This is a genomic window from Streptomyces sp. SID9727 (genome assembly GCF_010550605.1).
In the GTDB taxonomy this organism is placed as follows: Bacteria; Actinomycetota; Actinomycetes; order Streptomycetales; family Streptomycetaceae; genus Streptomyces.
In genome coordinates, this window is sequence record NZ_JAAGNI010000526.1 from 31500 (window position 1) to 48631 (window position 17132).

The 17132-nt window shown below is 71.8% G+C and carries 18 protein-coding genes and 3 pseudogenes; 9 read left to right on the top strand and 12 right to left on the bottom strand.

Annotation, left to right across the window (positions count from 1 at the left end):
* Window positions 1–31: 31 nt before the first annotated feature.
* The 3 genes and pseudogenes from G3I41_RS35935 to G3I41_RS35945 all read right to left on the bottom strand — a co-directional run.
* Window positions 32–195, bottom strand: a pseudogene (locus G3I41_RS35935) (DUF397 domain-containing protein); the annotation flags it as partial.
* Between the two features lie 21 nt (window positions 196–216).
* Complete coding sequence (locus G3I41_RS35940) at window positions 217–426, bottom strand: DUF397 domain-containing protein (RefSeq protein WP_164404715.1); 210 nt, start codon at window positions 424–426, stop codon at window positions 217–219.
* On the bottom strand, window positions 423–1250 hold the full coding sequence (locus tag G3I41_RS35945) for a helix-turn-helix transcriptional regulator (protein ID WP_164404716.1): 828 nt from the start codon (window positions 1248–1250) through the stop codon (window positions 423–425). The genes G3I41_RS35940 and G3I41_RS35945 overlap by 4 nt, the downstream gene beginning before the upstream one ends.
* A 106-nt stretch (window positions 1251–1356) precedes the next feature.
* Here G3I41_RS35945 and G3I41_RS35950 point away from each other — a divergent pair, with 106 nt between their 5' ends.
* Window positions 1357–1596, top strand: coding sequence for a hypothetical protein (locus tag G3I41_RS35950; RefSeq protein WP_164404717.1), 240 nt, complete (start codon window positions 1357–1359; stop codon window positions 1594–1596).
* A 181-nt stretch (window positions 1597–1777) separates the two neighbouring features.
* Here G3I41_RS35950 and G3I41_RS35955 read toward each other — a convergent pair whose 3' ends face one another.
* Window positions 1778–2236, bottom strand: a complete 459-nt coding sequence (locus tag G3I41_RS35955; RefSeq protein ID WP_164404718.1) for a carboxymuconolactone decarboxylase family protein — start codon at window positions 2234–2236, stop codon at window positions 1778–1780.
* Window positions 2237–2322: 86 nt separating this feature from the next.
* On the opposite strand from G3I41_RS35955, the gene G3I41_RS35960 reads away from it, so the two are divergent.
* From G3I41_RS35960 to G3I41_RS37765, 5 genes and pseudogenes are all read left to right on the top strand, one after another.
* Window positions 2323–3171, top strand: coding sequence for a sigma-70 family RNA polymerase sigma factor (locus G3I41_RS35960; protein WP_164404719.1), 849 nt, complete (start codon window positions 2323–2325; stop codon window positions 3169–3171).
* Between the two features lie 245 nt (window positions 3172–3416).
* Complete coding sequence (locus G3I41_RS35965; protein WP_164404720.1) at window positions 3417–3818, top strand: peptidoglycan-binding domain-containing protein; 402 nt, start codon at window positions 3417–3419, stop codon at window positions 3816–3818.
* Between the two features lie 16 nt (window positions 3819–3834).
* On the top strand, window positions 3835–4914 hold the full coding sequence (locus G3I41_RS35970) for an N-acetylmuramoyl-L-alanine amidase (protein WP_164404721.1): 1080 nt from the start codon (window positions 3835–3837) through the stop codon (window positions 4912–4914).
* Between the two features lie 51 nt (window positions 4915–4965).
* Window positions 4966–5415, top strand: a pseudogene (locus G3I41_RS37760) (peptidoglycan-binding protein); the annotation flags it as partial.
* A 54-nt stretch (window positions 5416–5469) separates the two neighbouring features.
* Window positions 5470–5862: pseudogene (locus G3I41_RS37765) on the top strand (peptidoglycan-binding protein); the annotation flags it as partial.
* A gap of 49 nt (window positions 5863–5911) precedes the next feature.
* On the opposite strand, the gene G3I41_RS35980 reads toward G3I41_RS37765, so the two are convergent.
* From G3I41_RS35980 to G3I41_RS36015, 8 genes are all read right to left on the bottom strand, one after another.
* Window positions 5912–6370 (bottom strand): VOC family protein, encoded by a 459-nt coding sequence (locus G3I41_RS35980; protein WP_164404723.1) that lies wholly within the window; start codon window positions 6368–6370, stop codon window positions 5912–5914.
* Window positions 6358–7362 (bottom strand): EamA family transporter RarD, encoded by a 1005-nt coding sequence (gene rarD / locus G3I41_RS35985; RefSeq protein ID WP_164404724.1) that lies wholly within the window; start codon window positions 7360–7362, stop codon window positions 6358–6360. The genes G3I41_RS35980 and rarD overlap by 13 nt, the downstream gene beginning before the upstream one ends.
* 116 nt (window positions 7363–7478) lie before the next feature.
* A complete protein-coding gene (locus tag G3I41_RS35990; RefSeq protein WP_164404725.1) occupies window positions 7479–8339 on the bottom strand; it encodes an SDR family oxidoreductase in 861 nt (286 codons plus the stop codon).
* A gap of 152 nt (window positions 8340–8491) precedes the next feature.
* On the bottom strand, window positions 8492–9550 hold the full coding sequence (locus tag G3I41_RS35995) for a 2-oxoacid:ferredoxin oxidoreductase subunit beta (RefSeq protein WP_164404726.1): 1059 nt from the start codon (window positions 9548–9550) through the stop codon (window positions 8492–8494).
* Entirely contained in the window at window positions 9543–11498 is a 1956-nt protein-coding gene (locus tag G3I41_RS36000) for a 2-oxoacid:acceptor oxidoreductase subunit alpha (protein WP_164404727.1), read from the bottom strand. Before G3I41_RS36000 ends, G3I41_RS35995 begins: the two co-directional genes overlap by 8 nt.
* A gap of 238 nt (window positions 11499–11736) precedes the next feature.
* A complete protein-coding gene (locus G3I41_RS36005) occupies window positions 11737–12396 on the bottom strand; it encodes a response regulator transcription factor (protein WP_164404735.1) in 660 nt (219 codons plus the stop codon).
* A 141-nt stretch (window positions 12397–12537) separates the two neighbouring features.
* Window positions 12538–13893, bottom strand: coding sequence for a sensor histidine kinase (locus G3I41_RS36010; RefSeq protein WP_164404728.1), 1356 nt, complete (start codon window positions 13891–13893; stop codon window positions 12538–12540).
* 168 nt (window positions 13894–14061) lie between these two features.
* Window positions 14062–15261, bottom strand: coding sequence for a sensor histidine kinase (locus G3I41_RS36015; protein WP_203602140.1), 1200 nt, complete (start codon window positions 15259–15261; stop codon window positions 14062–14064).
* Window positions 15262–15472: 211 nt separating this feature from the next.
* On the opposite strand from G3I41_RS36015, the gene G3I41_RS36020 reads away from it, so the two are divergent.
* From G3I41_RS36020 to G3I41_RS36030, 3 genes are all read left to right on the top strand, one after another.
* Entirely contained in the window at window positions 15473–15895 is a 423-nt protein-coding gene (locus G3I41_RS36020; RefSeq protein WP_343242290.1) for an NADH-quinone oxidoreductase subunit A, read from the top strand.
* Window positions 15886–16506, top strand: a complete 621-nt coding sequence (locus G3I41_RS36025) for an NADH-quinone oxidoreductase subunit B (RefSeq protein ID WP_164404729.1) — start codon at window positions 15886–15888, stop codon at window positions 16504–16506. Before G3I41_RS36020 ends, G3I41_RS36025 begins: the two co-directional genes overlap by 10 nt.
* A partial coding sequence (locus G3I41_RS36030; RefSeq protein ID WP_164404730.1) for an NADH-quinone oxidoreductase subunit C occupies window positions 16503–17132 on the top strand: 630 nt, incomplete at its 3' end. The genes G3I41_RS36025 and G3I41_RS36030, both read left to right, overlap by 4 nt.

The following is a 17132-nucleotide window of genomic DNA, read 5'->3' on the forward strand; positions in this document are numbered from 1 at the left end:
TCGCCCGGCTGGGCGGCCCGCGGATCGGAGTTCAGGGCGGACCTCGGGCCGGGCCGAAGACTCCGTCGCGCTTGAGTCCCGCGACGAGGGCGGTGAAAGCCTCGGTTCGGAGGGGGAGGGCGGGCCCGTCCGGGACTTCGGAGTCGCGGACGGGGACGGTGCCGTGGTGGTGGCGAGGTGGGCGGCGACCTGGACGCGGGCGCCGCCGTTGGGGGGTCAGACGGTGTGGAACCCGCTGCCCTTGACGCCTGCGACGAAGGCGGCGTACGCGTCGGCGCGGAGCCCGAGGGCGGGGCCGGTGGGGTTCTTGGAGTCGCGGACCGGGACGGTGCCGGTGGAGGCGGCGAGGTTGGTGGCGACCTGGACGCAGGCGCCGCCATTGTTGCTGTACGAGGACGTGTACCAGCGGGGTGATTCGGTCGTCACGGGGTGCCCTTTCGCAACTGCTCGATCATGGCCACGGACGACGCCTGGGAGGGCGCCTCGGCTTGAAGTTGATGGTAGGCCGTCAGCTGGGGCAGTACGAAAGAGCTTTCACGCTCCACGTGACCCATCTGGGCGGACTCCGCGTAGGACATCAGCGAGCGATCAGGCATCGTCAGTATGTAGAGAGGCAGGTCGAAGGGGCGACTCGCACCCATTGCGAACGGGGCGATCTGGAACACCGTGGTTGGCAGCGCCGCGAATTCAAGCAGGCGGTCGAACTGTGCGTTCATGACGTCCGGTTCACCGACTGGACGGCGGATGCAGCTCTCGTCCAGCACAACCAGCACCAGCGGCGGGTCCGGCCGCAGGAGCGAAGCCTGCCTCTCGGCGACGAGCTCCACCCGTTGGAGCGCTTGCTCGTGCGTGATCGCCCCTCGCTTGACGGCGCTCTCGGCCAGCGCGGTCGCGTACTCCGGGGTCTGGAGCAGGCCGGGCATGACGCCCACCTCGTAGAGCCGGATCTCGGCAGCCCGTGCTTCGTGCCCCACATACTCCGGGAACCCCTCCAGGAGAGCCGTGTCCCGTGCCGCACGGGCCTGGCGCTCGAACACGTCTCCGGTGCCGAAGGCCCTGTCAGCTCTGTTCGCAAAGCGAGGAGTTGGGGGTCGTCGACCAGTTTCGACGGCTGACATGTGGGTTCCCGAGTAGCCCATCACCGCGCCCAGTTCGTCCTGGGTCCAGCCGCGCTCGTCTCGTAACCTGCGAAGACGCTCGCCGAAGGCTGCGACGGGGGAATCGTCGGGATTCAACTGCTTGCGGTTCATGGTGCACCGCCCAACTCTCCGTACGAATCGTGCAAGTTGAGGACACCTGCACTCTAGGCCACGCTGAACCCGCTTGGTAGTGGAACGGCTACGGAGAGGAACGGCTATGTCCGCAGACGAAAAGACCCCCGCTGTCGGGACGATCATCGTGGACGTCGGGCGCTGGGATCAGCCGCTGGTGGGGGAGTTCCGAGGGGTCGCCGGCCCCTACTGGACGCTCCGGTCGCCGAAGGGCGGCACGGAGTGGGAGGTGCGGCCCGAGCACACCCGGGACGCGACCCCCGCCGAACGGCTCGCGGCGCGGACCGCGCGGGAGAACGCCCGGAGCCGGGGCGAGGTCGCGTGAGCGCCCCGGAGGAGCCCGAACCGTGCCGCACGTGCCAGGAGTTCGACCTCGAAGAGGCCGTCGCGCGAGCGGAACGGGACGGGAGCCGGGAGACGGACTGCCGGGTGCTGCGTAGGCGACACGCGGCGGCGGCTCACGACGGCGACCCGGCGTGAGCCGCCCCGCGTGAGCCGGCCCACGCTCAGCCCCAGGTCTTGCCGGCGGGCTCCTTGATCGTGCGGTTGATGCGGTTGAAGAAGTTGGTCATGGCGATCTCCAGGTTGAGGGCGCCGATCTCCTCCTCGGTGAAGTGGGCGTTGGCCTCGTCCCAGATCTCGTCGGTGACGCCGGGCGCACCGTCCTGGAGCCGGGTGGCGCCCTCGGCGAGGGCGAGGGCCGCGCGCTCGGCGTCGGTGAAGAAGGGGGCCTCGCGCCAGGTCGCGACGTTGTGCAGTCGCTCGTCGGTGTCGCCGGCCTTCTTCCCGGCGGCCACGGCGGCGTAGACGCACGCCGAGCAGCCGTTGATCTGGCTGACGCGCAGATGGACGAGGGCGAGCAGCTGAGGGTCGACGCCGCCGGCGGCGATGGCCTTGTGGAGGTGCCGGACGGCGGTCCACAGGTCGGGGTTGGCGGCGTTCTTGTCCTTCAGGCGGTTTTCCATGAGGGGGAATGCTCCTTCGCAGGGTTACCTTGCGGCGCTGGTGCGCGTCACCCCTATGACGGAGCCGCTGCCACGGAGGTAACAAGATGACGCTCGCCGACGCTTTCGAGTCCCACCGCGACCGGCTGAGGGCGGTCGCGTACCGCATGCTCGGGTCGCACGCGGACGCGGAGGACGTGGTGCAGGAGGCCTGGCTGCGGCTGTCGCGCCAGGAGCCGGGCACGATCGACAACCTGGGCGGCTGGCTGACGACGGTCGTCGGGCGCATCAGCCTCGACGTGCTGCGGTCCGGCCGGACGCGCCCGGAGGTCTCGTACGACGACGGGCCGGAGTTCACCGTGACACTGGACGACGCCCCCGCGCCGGAGGACCTGGCGACGATCGGCGACTCCGTGGGCCTCGCGCTGCTCACGGTGCTGGACTCGCTGCGGCCGGACGAACGCCTCGCCTTCGTGCTGCACGACGTGTTCGCGGTGCCGTTCGCGGAGGTGGGCCCGATCCTGGGCAAGTCGGCCGACGCGACGAAGATGCTGGCGAGCCGGGCGCGGCGGAAGGTCCAGGGGGCGCAGCGGCCGGCGAGCGCGGACCGGCGGCAGCGCGAGGTGGTCCAGGCGTTCCTGGCGGCGGCCCGGGACGGGCACTTCGAGCGGCTGCTGGAGGTCCTGCACCCCGAGGTGAGGCTGACCGCGCACACCCCGGACGGCACGTTCATCACGCTCGGCGCCACGGAGGTCGCCACCCGGGCCCGCGTGGCCGCCGCCGCGGCCCACGGCCTCCCGGCCACCGCCAACGGCCTCCCGGCCATCCTGTCCTGGACCCCGGAGGGCACCCCCCTCTCCCTCCTCACCTTCACGGTCACCGACGACCGCATCACGGAGATCACGGCACGGGTGGACCCGGCGGAACTGGCGCGGATGGATCTGCCGGAGCGCTGAGCGCTCCGGCGGCCCACCGCCGCCCCGTCCCGGCGTCCCGTTCGACGGGCCCGCGCCTCACCGCCGTACGCCCGCGTCACCGCAGGTCATCGCATCCGCGCCGGCGTCCCACAGGCGTCCCGGACCGCCTCGCCGGGACGGCCCCCGGGCGTGCGGGACGGGAAAGCGTGGAGGGACGGGCTCCGGTCTCCCTAGGTTCGTCGGCGTCGGCCCCGTCCGGGTCGTCGCACCCCTCAGGAGACCCCATGCCCACGCTGCCCAAGGCCGCCCGCGCCGCCGCCGTCACCGGTGCCGCCCTGGCCGCCGTCGCCCTCGCCGGACCGGCTCAGGCGTCCACGAGTGCCGGTTACGTCGCGTACGGCGACACCGGAACCGCCGTCAGGTGCGTCCAGACCGCCGTCAACGTGTCCAACGTGCAGGGGGACATCGCGGTCGACGGCATCTGGGGGGCGCGCACGGAGACCGCCGTGAAGACGTTCCAGTTGATCAACATCTGGGGGGTGGACCCGGCCCACGGGGACCCGGTCTTCCTGACCGCGGACGGAGTCGTCGGTCCCTACACGGGCGACGTGATGCTCGCCTACATCGCCGACAACGCCCCCGGCATGAAGGCCACCTGCTCCGCCGTGCTGCCCACCACCCGCTGACCCCGAAGGACCTCGCATGACCGCGTTCGACCGACCCCAGCCGCACCCGCGCCGCAGGGCCGTACTCACCGGAACACTCGCGCTGGGCGCCGCCGCCCTGCTGCCGCTCGCCGCGCCGGGGCGGGCGCGCGCCGCGACCGGGCCCGTGATCTCCGACTGCGCGGCCTGGGGCGCCCGCCAGCCCAGCAGCCCCGTGAAGATCCTGGCCACCCCGCCGCAGAAGATCATCGTCCACCACACCGACACCTCCAACAGCACGGACTACTCGCAGGCCCAGGCGTTCTCGCTGGCGCGGATCATGCAGAACGACCAGATGGACGAGCGGGGGTGGATCGACACCGGGCAGCACTTCACCATCAGCCGGGGCGCGATCGTGATGGAGGGCCGGCACGGCAGCCTCGCCGCGCTCCAGGGCGGGACGCGGCAGGTGGAGTCGGCGCACTGCACCGGGCAGAACACCGTGGCCATCGGCATCGAGAACGAGGGCACGTACATGACGGTCGACCCTCGCGGCGAGCAGTACGCCCGCCTGGTCGAGCTGTGCACGCACATCTGCCGTCAGTACGGGCTTCCCGCGTACCAGATCTACGGGCACCGCGACTTCAACAGCACCGACTGCCCCGGCGACCGCCTCTACGCCCTGCTGCCGCAGCTGCGCCAGGACGTGGCGGCGCGCATCGGCGGCGACGCGACCCCGCCCGTGTGGCCCGTGCTCTCCACCGGGGCCACCGGCGAACGCGTCCGTACGCTCCAGCTCCTGCTGAACGGGCGCGGCGCCGCGCTCACGGCGGACGGCGACTACGGACCCGCGACCCAGGCCGCGGTGCTCGCTTTCCAGAGGGCCGAGAACGCGACCTCGGACGGCGTCGCGGGGCTCCAGACCTGGAACCAGCTGGCCGCGCCCGCCCGGCAGGGTGACAACGGCGTGGCGGTGGAGGCCGTGCAGCGCCAGCTGGCGGCGCACGGCATCGCGACGGACGTCGACGGAGCCTTCGGTCCCGGGACCGCGGCGAGCGTCGTCCGGTTCCAGACGACCCGGTCACTGCCCGCCGACGGGGTCGTGGACGCCCGCACGTGGAGCCGGCTGGTCGCGTAGTTCCGTCATCCCGCACCTCATCCCACAGGAGAAACGTTCATGAGACGCGCAATGTCCGTCATCACCGCGGTGTTCGCCGCACTCCTCGCCACCCTGCTCGTGGTGCCGGCCGCCCAGGCCGCCGGCTGGCCGGTCGTCGACAGCGGGGACAAGGGCGCCGATGTGACCACCGTCCAGCACCTGCTGACCGCGCGTGGCTTCAGCACCACCGCCGACGGGGACTTCGGCCCCGGCACCGTGAGCAGCGTCCGCGGCTTCCAGAGCGCCAACGGCCTGTCCGCCGACGGCGCGGTCGGCCCCGCCACCTGGCCCAAGCTCGTCGTCACCGTCAGCAACGGCAGCAACGGCTCGGCCGTCAAGGCCCTTCAGGTCCAGCTCGACAAGTACGGCGCCGGGCTCGCGGTCGACGGGGCCTTCGGCTCCGGCACCGAGGCGAAGGTGCGCTCGTTCCAGCAGTCCAAGGGCCTGAGCCCGGTCGACGGCATCGTCGGCCCGGCCACCTGGGAGGCGCTGCTGTCCGGCTCCGGGGGGTCCACCGGCGGCGGCAGCGGCACCCTGACGCACGCCCAGGCCGCCGCCCAGTTCAACGCGGCGGGCATCGGCTGGGTCTCGTCCGGCAACTGCTCGGACCGCACCAACAGCAGCTGCACCTCGTTCGACGGGCTGCGCGCCGCCACGGCCAACGGGGCCGTCGCGCTGAAGCAGGCGGTGGGCGGCTGCACGCTCACCATCACCGGCGGCACCGAGACCGGGCACGCGTCGGGCACGTACAGCCACGCCAACGGCTACAAGCTGGACTTCCAGCGGGTGGCCTGCCTGACCAGCCACATCACCGGCAACTTCACCCACACCGGCACCCGCGGCGACGGCGCCGCGCTCTACACCGCGCCGTCCGGCAACGTCTACGCGGACGAGGGCAGCCACTGGGACGTGACGTTCCTCGGTTAGGAGGACCGGAGGGGTGCGGGGTCACGGGGGCCCGGCACCCCTTCCGCGTTCACTGGACGCAGAATTCGTTGCCCTCGGGGTCCGTGAGCACCGTCCACCGGCCCCCCGGCTCCTCCACCTCGCGCTCGACCTTCGCGCCGAGCCCGACCACCCGCGCCACCTCGGCCTCGCGGCGCTCCGGGCCCGCGTGCAGGTCGAGGTGGAGGCGGTTCTTCACCGTCTTCGGTTCGGGGACGCGCTGGAAGAGCAGCCGGCGGCCGTGCCCGGCGCCGCTGTCCTCGTCGTACGGGTCGTCCGGGTGGCGCACCGCCGCGAGGTCGAGCCAGGCGCGCCGGCCGTGCGCGGTGGTGGTGAGGGCTTCCGGGACGGCCCCGATCCCCAGGAGGCGTTCGATCAGGGGGCTGTTGTCCTCGATCTCGTAACCGAGGGCCCGGGCCCAGAAGCCGGCCTGCGCGTGCGGGTCGGCGGCGTCGATGACGACTTTCCACTCAAGGGTCATGACCGGCATTCTGTCCCGGCGCCGGGGCTTTTGCCGGGTGAGACCTCGATCCGCTCCGCTCCCGCCGGTGCGGCCGTCGCCGTCGCGGCGAGCCGGGCCGCCTGCGCCTGGGCCCGGTTGCGGCGCGCGGTCCGCAGCGCGTCCCAGGTGAGGACGATCAGCGCCACCCACACCAGGGCGAACCCGGCCCACCGCTCCGCGGGCATCTCCTCGTGGAAGTAGGCGACACCCAGCAGGAACTGGGCGATCGGGGTCATGTACTGGAGCAGCCCGATGGTCGAGAGCGGGATGCGGATCGCGGCCGCCCCGAACAGGATCAGCGGCACCGCCGTGACCACACCGGTCGAGGCGAGGAGCGCGGTGTGCCCGGCGCCCTCGGAGGTCAGGGTCGAGGTGCCCTGCGCGCCCAGCCAGATCAGATAGCCGAGCGCGGGCAGGAAGAGCACGGCGGTCTCGACGGTGAGCGATTCCAGGCCGCCCATGTCGACCTTCTTCTTGACCAGGCCGTACGTCGCGAAGGAGAAGGCCAGGATCAGCGAGATCCACGGCGGCTTCCCGTAACCGACGGCCAGCACGAGCACCGCCACGACGCCGGTGGCGACCGCCGCCCACTGCGCCGGGCGCAGCCGCTCGCCCAGGAGCAGGACGCCCATGGCGATGGTGACCAGCGGATTGATGAAGTAGCCGAGGGACGCCTCGACCACGTGGCCGCTGTTCACGGCCCAGATGTAGAGGCCCCAGTTGACGGTGATCGTGGTCGCCGCGATCCCCAGCATCCCCAGCTTGCGCGGCTGCCGCAGCAGCGGGCCGATCCAGGACCACCGGCGCAGGACGAGCAGCAGGACCGCCACCACACCGAGCGACCACACCATGCGGTGGGCCAGGATCTCGACCGCCCCGGCCGGCTTCAGCAGCGGCCAGTACAGCGGGACGAGGCCCCACATCCCGTACGCGGCGAAGCCGGAGAGGAGTCCGGCCCGTTGCTCATTCGTCCCCTGCACGGGCCCCTCCTGGTGGGTGGCTGTCGTACGACCGTCAACCACATGAAGGTAGCGCCGCCCGGGCCCGGTGTCATACCCGTATCGTCAGACGGTCATGACACCGGGCGGGGTGCGGGTCAGAGCGCGGCGACCGCGGCGGCGACGGTGTCGGACACCGGAGTCGTCGGGCGGCCGATCAGGCGGGCCAGGTCGCCGCTGGTGCCGGCCAGCTTGCCGCGCCGGACGGCCTGGTCCACGTCGACCAGGATCGCCGCGAAGCCCTCGGGCAGCCCGGCGCCGGTCAGGATCTCCTGGTGGACGGCGGCCGGGACGTCGTTGTGGGCGATCTCCTTGCCGGTGGCCTTCGCGACCTCGGCCGCGTAGTCGGCGTAGGAGAGGGCGGTGTCGCCGCTCAGCTCGTACGCGCGGTTCAGGTGGCCCTCGCCGGTCAGGACGGCTGCGGCGGCTGCCGCGTAGTCGTCGCGGGAGGCGTAGGCGATGCGGCCGTCGCCCGCGCTGGCGACGACCGCGCCGTGCGCGAGGACCGGGGCCAGGTTCTCGGTCTGGTTCTCCGTGTACCAGCCGTTGCGCAGGAAGGTGTACGGCAGGCCGGAGTCCAGGATCAGCCGCTCGGTCGCCCGGTGCTCGTCGGCCAGCGTGAAGTCGGCCTCGGGCCCGCCGAGTATCCCGGTGTACGCGAGCTGGGCGACGCCCGCCGCCTTGGCCGCGTCGATGACCGCGGTGTGCTGGGGGACGCGGCTGCCGATCTCGTTGCCGGAGATGAGGAGGACCCGGTCGCCGGGGCGGAAGACGTCCGCCAGGGTCTCGGGGCGGCTGTAGTCGGCGATGCGCAGCTCGACGCCCCGGGCGGCCAGGCCGGCGGCCTTCTCCTTGTCGCGGACCACGGCGACGACCTCGGTGGCGGGGACAGTGGTCAGCAGGTGGTCCACGACGAGTCGGCCGAGTGCTCCGGTTGCTCCGGTGACGACGATGCTCATGGGTTTCTCCTCGATGGGTCGCTTCGTTCTCACACCACCCTACGGAATGCGCTAACTAAAAGAAAGTGCCCATGTGGGGCCCTACGCGAAAGCGCGCCGGCCCGCCCGTGAGGGGCAGGCCCGGCGCGCTTCCGCGGAGCGGGGGACCGGCGTCAGCCGACCACCGTCCAGTTGTCGTTCCCCGCGAGCAGCGCGGCCAGGTCGCCCTTGCCGTGCCGCTCCACGGCCGTGTCCAGCTGCTCGGCCATCGTCGTGTCGTACACCGGGCGCTCCACGCTGCGCAGCACTCCGATCGGGGTGTGGTGCAGGGTGTCCGCGTCGGCGAGCCGGGACAGCGCGAAGGCGGTCGTCGGGCTCGGGGCGTGTGCGTCGTGGACGAGGATCCGCGACTTGTTGTCCTCGGTGACGGCGACGACCTGGAGGTCACCGGTCAGCGGGTCCCGTACGACACCCTTCGAGCCTTCCGCGCCGAAGACGATCGGCTGCCCGTGCTCCAGCCGGATCACCGCCTCCTGCGCCTGGTCCTTGTCCTTCAGGACCTCGAACGCGCCGTCGTTGAAGATGTTGCAGTTCTGGTAGATCTCCACCAGCGCCGTGCCCGGGTGGTCGGCGGCGGCCCGCAGCACGCTCGTGAGGTGCTTGCGGTCCGAGTCGACGGTCCGGGCCACGAACGACGCCTCCGCGCCGATCGCCAGCGACACCGGGTTGAACGGGGCGTCCAGCGAGCCCATCGGCGTCGACTTGGTGATCTTGCCCAGCTCGGAGGTGGGGGAGTACTGCCCCTTGGTCAGCCCGTAGATCCGGTTGTTGAACAGCAGGATCTTGAGGTTCACGTTGCGGCGCAGCGCGTGGATCAGGTGGTTGCCGCCGATGGACAGCGCGTCGCCGTCACCGGTGACGACCCACACCGACAGGTCCCGCCGCGAGGTGGCCAGGCCGGTCGCGATCGACGGGGCGCGGCCGTGGATCGAGTGCATCCCGTACGTGTTCATGTAGTACGGGAAGCGCGAGGAGCAGCCGATGCCGGAGATGAAGACGATGTTCTCCTTCGCCAGACCGAGGTCGGGCATGAAGCCCTGCACGGCGGCGAGGACCGCGTAGTCACCGCAGCCGGGGCACCAGCGCACCTCCTGGTCCGACTTGAAGTCCTTCATGGACTGCTTCGCCTCGGCCTTGGGCACCAGCTGGAGCAGTTCGTTCACCTCAGGCATCGATGGCCTCCTCAAGAGCTGCCGCGAGCTGCTCGGCCTTGAACGGCATGCCGTTGACCTGGTTGTAACTGTGCGCGTCCACCAGGTACTTGGCGCGGATGAGCGTGGCCAGCTGACCGAGGTTCATCTCGGGCACGACCACCTTGTCGTAACGCTTCAGGACCTCGCCCAGATTCCGCGGGAACGGGTTGATGTGGCGCAGGTGAGCCTGCGCGATGGAGCGCCCCGAGGCGCGCAGCCGGCGCACGGCGGCCGTGATCGGGCCGTACGTCGAGCCCCAGCCCAGCACCAGCGTGCGCGCCTCCGCGGGGTCGTCCACCTCCACGTCCGGGACCTCGATGCCGTCCACCTTGGCCTGCCGGGTGCGGACCATGAAGTCGTGGTTGGCGGGGTCGTACGAGATGTTGCCGGTGCCGTCCTGCTTCTCGATGCCGCCGATGCGGTGTTCGAGGCCGGGCGTGCCCGGGACCGCCCACGGGCGGGCCAGCGTCTGCGGGTCGCGCTTGTACGGCCAGAACACCTCGGTGCCGTCGGCCAGTTCGTGGTTCGGGCCGCCGGCGAACTGGACGCGCAGGTCCGGGAGCTGGTCGAGCTCCGGGATGCGCCAGGGCTCGGAGCCGTTGGCCAGGTAGCCGTCGGAGAGCAGGAAGACCGGGGTGCGGTAGGTCAGGGCGATCCGGGCCGCGTCCAGCGCCGCGTCGAAGCAGTCGGCCGGGGTGCGCGGGGCCACGATCGGCACCGGGGCCTCGCCGTTGCGCCCGTACATCGCCTGGAGCAGGTCCGCCTGCTCGGTCTTCGTGGGCAGTCCGGTCGACGGGCCGCCGCGCTGGATGTCCACGATGAGCAGCGGCAGTTCGAGCGAGACCGCCAGCCCGATGGTCTCCGACTTCAGCGCCACACCGGGCCCGGATGTCGTCGTCACGGCGAGCGAACCGCCGAACGCGGCGCCCAGCGCGGCACCGATGCCCGCGATCTCGTCCTCGGCCTGGAAGGTGCGCACGCCGAAGTTCTTGTGCTTGCTCAGCTCGTGCAGGATGTCCGAGGCCGGCGTGATCGGGTACGAGCCGAGGTAGACCGGCAGATCGGCCTGGCGGCCCGCGGCGATCAGCCCGTAGGCCAGGGCGAGGTTCCCCGAGATGTTCCGGTACGTGCCGGTGGGGAACGCCTGCGAGGCCGGCGCCACCTCGTAGCTGACGGCGAAGTCCTCCGTCGTCTCGCCGAAGTTCCACCCGGCCCGGTACGCGACCACGTTCGCCTCGGCGATCTGCGGCTTCTTGGCGAACTTCGCCCGCAGGAACGCCTCGGTGCCCTCGGTGGGGCGGTGGTACATCCAGGACAGCAGCCCGAGCGCGAACATGTTCTTCGAGCGCTCGGCCTCCTTGCGGGAGAGCCCGAACTCCTTCAGCGCCTCGATCGTGAGCGTGGTCAGCGGCACCGGATGGACGTTGTACGCCTCCAGCGAGCCGTCCTCCAGCGGGTTGGTGTCGTACCCGACCTTCGCCATCGGCCGCTTCGTGAACTCATCGGTGTTCACGATGATTTCGGCCCCGCGCGGCACGTCGGCGATGTTCGCCTTCAGCGCCGCCGGGTTCATCGCGACCAGCACGTTCGGCGCGTCACCCGGGGTCAGGATGTCGTGGTCTGCGAAGTGCAGCTGGAACGACGAGACCCCCGGCAGGGTGCCCGCGGGGGCGCGGATCTCGGCGGGGAAGTTCGGCAGCGTGGAGAGGTCGTTCCCGAAGGACGCCGTCTCCGAGGTGAACCGGTCACCCGTGAGCTGCATGCCGTCGCCCGAGTCACCCGCGAAGCGGATGATCACCCGGTCCAGACGGCGGACTTCCTTCGCACCGTATTCCGCGGCTGCGGACTGGGGGGCACGCTGTCCCCCTACAAGCGCCTCGTCGGCCTCGTCGGCCTGTTCGGCTGGGCTACTGACCTGGCTGGTCACTTACTGGACCTCCCTCGGCACGGCGGCTCGGAACCGTCCGGCCCGCCGGAGGTCCCCCGCCCACCCTACGTCCGTAAGGGTCGCCCACCTCCGGCAGATCACATGATGGACGGCAATATGAGACGTGATTCGGCACGTTGGCGTACTGGACGCCGAGACCTCCGCCGGCGCCGCCCGGTCATGATCCACCAGTCGCGCGGCTCCCCGCCGGACCCGCGCCCGGGCCGGTCGCGCCGCGTCAGGAGTTCAGATACGTCAGCACCGCCAGCACCCGGCGGTGGTCGCCCTCGCTCGGAGCCAGGCCCAGCTTCTGGAAGATGTTGCTGACGTGCTTCTCGACCGCCCCGTCGCTCACCACCAGCTGCTTGGCCACCGCGGAGTTCGTACGCCCCTCCGCCATCAGGCCCAGCACCTCGCGCTCACGCGGCGTCAGCCCGGCCAGCACGTCCTGCTTCCGGCTGCGGCCCAGCAGCTGCGCCACCACCTCCGGGTCCAGCGCCGTACCGCCCTGCGCCACCCGGACCACCGCGTCCACGAACTCCCGGACCTCGGCGACCCGGTCCTTCAGCAGGTACCCGACGCCCCGGCTGGACCCGGCCAGCAGCTCGGTGGCGTACTGCTCCTCCACGTACTGCGACAGGACCAGCACCCCGATCCCCGGGTAGTCCCGGCGCAGCCGCACCGCCGCCCGGACGCCCTCGTCGGTGTGGGTCGGAGGCATCCGCACGTCCGCGACCACCACGTCCGGCAGCTCGCCCTGGCCGGCGAGGTCCCCGATCGTCTTGATCAGCGCCTCCGCGTCCCCGACGCCCGCGACGACGTCATGCCCCAGATCGGTCAGCAACCGGGTCAGTCCCTCCCGGAGCAGTACCGAATCCTCGGCGATGACCACGCGCACCCTGTCCTCCACCACGACGCTGTTTCCCCCACTGCTCACTCGCTGGCACGACCCGTACGCCGTACAGCATCCCAGTAACGGCAGTGACGTCGCGAGCGTGCGCGGGGTTGACCTCGGAGGCGCCGTGCCGTGGATCCGCGGTCAGCCGCGCCAGGGCAGCTCCGCGGTGACCTTGGTCGGGCCGCCCACCGGCGAGTCGACGACCAGGACCCCGTCGACGGCGTCCAGCCGTTCGGCCAGACCGGCGAGCCCGCTGCCGGACGCCGGGTCGGCGCCGCCGCGCCCGTCGTCGGTCACCTGGAGCAGCAGGCGGCCCTCCGTGCGCCACACGTCGACCGAGGCGCGGGTGGCGCCGGCGTGCTTGCTGACGTTCTGCAGGAGTTCGGAGACGGTGAAGTACGCGATTCCCTCGATGGCCTGCGCGGGCCGGGACGGCAGGTCCACCTCCACGCTGACGGGCACGGTGCAGCGGGAGGCGATCGCGGAGAGGGCGGCGTCCAGGCCGCGGTCGGTGAGGACGGCGGGGTGGATGCCCCGGGCGAGGTCGCGGAGTTCCTGGAGGGCGACCTTCACCTCGCCGTGCGCCTCGTCGACCATGCGGGCGGCGGCCTCCGGGTCGTCCGTCAGCTTCTCCTTGGCGAGGCCGAGGTCCATGGCGAGGGCGACGAGCCTGGCCTGCGCGCCGTCGTGCAGGTCGCGCTCGATGCGGCGCAGGTCCGCGGCGGCGGTGTCCACGACGACACCCCGGTCCGACTCCAGCTCCGTGACGCGCTCCGCCAGCCGGGACGGGCTCAGCAGCCCCGCCACCATCAGCCGGTCCACGGTCGCCAGGCCCCGGATCACCCAGGGGGTCACGAGGACGACGCCCAGGCCCAGGCCGGCGGTCAGCGCGAGGTCGACGCCCGAGTCGAGGTAGACCTCGTGCTGGGCGTCCCCGTACAGCTGGATGCCCGAGACGCCGGTGTGCGAGGGCACGAACCAGTGCCACAGGGGGTAGGTGAGCGCCGCCCAGCCCCACGCCTGGAACGTCAGCGCCACGCAGAACGCGAAGACCGCCCACGGGAAGTGCAGCAGCGAGTACACCAGGTGCCGCCAGGACACCCCGCTCTTCAGGACCGCGCCGACCCAGGACATCAGCCCGCCCTTCCGGCCCCGCACCGGTGCCGGGTCGGGCACGTCCAGCCGCAGCAGCGCCCGCGCCCGGGTCCGCTCCAGCGCCCCGAAGCCCCGGCACATGACCAGGCCCGCGGCCAGCACCGGAATGCCCAGGAAGGTGACGAGCAGGCCCGCGCCCAGCGAGACCATGGTGATCGAGAAGGAGAAGAGGACCACGCTGATCGGCAGGCTCAGCATCAGGTACCAGAACTCGCGCCAGGTCCTGCCCTCCAGGGGCGCCCGCAGCGCGGCCGGCAGGACGTGCCGCCGCGTGGGCCGGTTCCCGAGGCCGCTTCCTGACCGCTGAGGGGTCCGTGTGTCCGGTCCGTATGCCGTGGCCATGGGATTCCGTCCGTTTCTTCCGCGTCCGTGAAGGTGCTTGCGTGCGTGGATCTGTGTGCGTGGATGTGCGTGCCTGCTGTACTTCAAGACTGCGGGTCCGGGCGCCTCCGCACCATGAGGACGGTTCCCGTCTCGGACCGGGGGTTTTCCCCACCCCCGTGACGCCCGTTACACGCCGCGCGTCCCCGCCGCGCTCTTCTCGGCTCCCCGGTCGCGCCACGGCAGCTCCGCCGTGACGGTCGTCGGGCCGCCGGCGGGCGATTCGAGCACGAAGACCCCGTCCACGGCGTCCAGCCGCTCGGCCAGCCCCGCCATGCCCGTGCCGCCGTCCATGGAGGCCCCGCCCCGCCCGTCGTCGCCGACCTGGATGAGCAGCCGGTCGCCGGAGCGCCACACGTCGACGGACGCGGACCGGGCCCCGCTGTGCTTGCTGACGTTCTGGAGGAGTTCCGAGACGGTGAAGTACGCGATGCCCTCGATGGCCTGCGCCGGGCGCCCCGGAAGCTCCACCCGTACCGTGACGGGCACGGTGCAGCGGGAGGCGATCGCGGAGAGGGCGGCGTCCAGGCCGCGGTCGGTGAGGACGGCGGGGTGGATGCCCCGGGCGAGGTCGCGGAGTTCCTGGAGGGCGACCTTCACTTCGCCGTGCGCCTCGTCGACCATGCGGGCGGCGGCCTCCGGGTCGTCCGTCAGCTTCTCCTTGGCGAGGCCGAGGCCCATGGCGAGGGCGACCAGGCGGGCCTGCGCCCCGTCGTGCAGGTCGCGCTCGATGCGGCGCAGGTCCGCGGCGGCCGTGTCGACCACCACGCCCCGGTCCGACTCCAGCTCCGCGATGCGGCGCTCCAGGTCGTCGGAGGGGGAGAGCAGCCCGCGCACCATGGCCCGGTCCGCGTTGCCCATCAGCCGCGCCGCGAAGGGGAGCGCCGGCCACACGACGAGGCAGACGAGCATCACGACGAAGGTGAGGATGCCCCACGGGAGCCGGATGAACGAGTACAGCGCCGTCCGCCAGGCGACCGGGTCGCGCAGACCGGTCCACAGCCACGCGAAGAACCCGTCGTCCTCGCGGCCCCGGGCCGGCGGGCTCGGCTCCTCGACCCGGACTCCCAGGAGCTTCCGGGCCCGGGCCCGCTCGGCGCGTCCGATCAGCCGGGAACCCTGGAGCCCGGCGGCCAGCAGCGGCAGACCGATGACGGTGACCGCGAGGCCCACGCCGATCGCGATCATCACCACCGTGTAAACGAATCCGACGATCGCCATCGGCAGGTTGGCGAGGAGGTGCGCGACCTCCTTCCACGTCCACCGGCCGAAGGCGAAGCGGACGGGAGGCGGCCCGTCGTGGGCGGGCACCTGGGGGCTCATGGTCATACGCCCAGCCTGCCGGGCGCGCGAGGCGGATGCCATGGGGTTCGTGGGTGAGGTGAAGTAGGGATATCCCCACCCGTACGCCCCACCCGTCTCCCCCGTGCCTCTCCCGTTCCCCGTCCGTTGCCCGACGCAACTGCTTACCCGTCCTTTACAGGGCCTAGACTCCCGTGCGTACGGATCGTGGGACGGGGCTAGGGAGCGAGGGGCGGACGTGACGGGTCTTCCCGGTGCGGCATCGACACCGGCGCGGACGGTGCTCGCGTCGTCGGACTACTTCCACGCGTACTCGGTGGTCGGACTGCTCGCCGTGGTCGGCGTCCTGTTCGTCGCCGTCGCGTTCGGCGCGGGCCGGCTGCTGAGGCCGGTGGTCCCGACGCCGGAGAAGCTGCTCACGTACGAGTGCGGTGTGGACCCGGTGGGGGAGGGCTGGGCGCACACCCAGGTCCGCTACTACGTGTACGCCTTCCTGTACGTGATCTTCGCCGTCGACTCGATCTTCCTCTTCCCCTGGGCGACGGTCTTCGCGGCGCCGGGCTACGGCGCGACCACGCTGGTGGAAATGTTCATCTTCCTCGGTTTCCTGGCCGTGGGACTGCTCTACGCATGGAAGAAGGGCGTCCTCGAATGGACGTGACGAGCCCGTCGTCGGCCGGGGCGGGGGACGAACCCGCCGCCGTACCCACGTTCCTCCCGGAACCGAAGCGCCTGGGCGTCCTGTCCCGGCTCGCACCGGAACCGATGAAGGTGGTCCTCAACTGGGGCCGCCGCTACAGCCTCTGGGTCTTCAACTTCGGACTCGCCTGCTGCGCCATCGAATTCATCGCCGCCTCCATGGCGCGCCACGACTTCATCCGGCTCGGCGTGATCCCCTTCGCGCCGGGCCCGCGCCAGGCCGACCTCATGATCGTCTCCGGCACGGTGACGGACAAGATGGCCCCGGCGGTCAAGCGCCTGTACGAGCAGATGCCCGAGCCCAAGTACGTCATCTCCTTCGGCGCCTGCTCCAACTGCGGCGGCCCCTACTGGGACTCGTACTCCGTGACCAAGGGCGTCGACCAGATCATCCCCGTCGACGTCTACGTCCCCGGCTGCCCGCCCCGGCCCGAGGCGCTGCTCCAGGGCATCCTGAAGCTCCAGGAGAAGATCGCGCGCGAGTCGCTGGGGGAGCGGTACGCGGAGGCCGCGGGCGGCCGCCCGTCGACGGACGCGCTGCGCAGCGGCCTGGTGAAGGGGGACGGCAAGTGACCCTCTTCGACCGCCTCCCGGACGCGGTGACCGAGGTCTTCGGCGAGGACGCGAGGGCGGAACAGGCGTACGACCTGCTGACCGTGGACGTCCCGCCCACCGCGTGGATCGCCGCCCTCGAAACGGCCCGCGACGCCCTGGGCTGCACGTACTTCGACTGGCTGAGCGCGGTGGACGAACCGGGCACCGGCTTCCGGGTGTGCGCGCACGTGGCGGCGCTGCCCGGCTCCGGGGTCCGCCGCCTGCTCGTCCGTACGACGGTGCCGCACGAGGCCCCGGCCCTGCCGACGGCGACCGGTGTGTACGCGGGGGCCGCCTGGCACGAACGCGAGACGCACGAGATGTTCGGCGTCGTCTTCGAGGACCACCCGCATCTGGTCCCCCTCCTCCTCCCCGAGAACTTCGAGGGCCATCCCCTCCGCAAGGACTTCGTCCTGGCCGCCCGCGTCGCGAAGGCCTGGCCGGGCGCGAAGGAACCGGGCGAGTCGGACCACGGCGGCCCGAAGCGCCGCACGATGCTCCCGCCGGGCGTCCCGGACCCGAACGAGTGGGGCCCGCTGAAGGGCCAGCTCCCGCCGGCCCCGGCGCGCCCGGCGAGGCGGGCCCGCACGGCGGGCGACGCGACC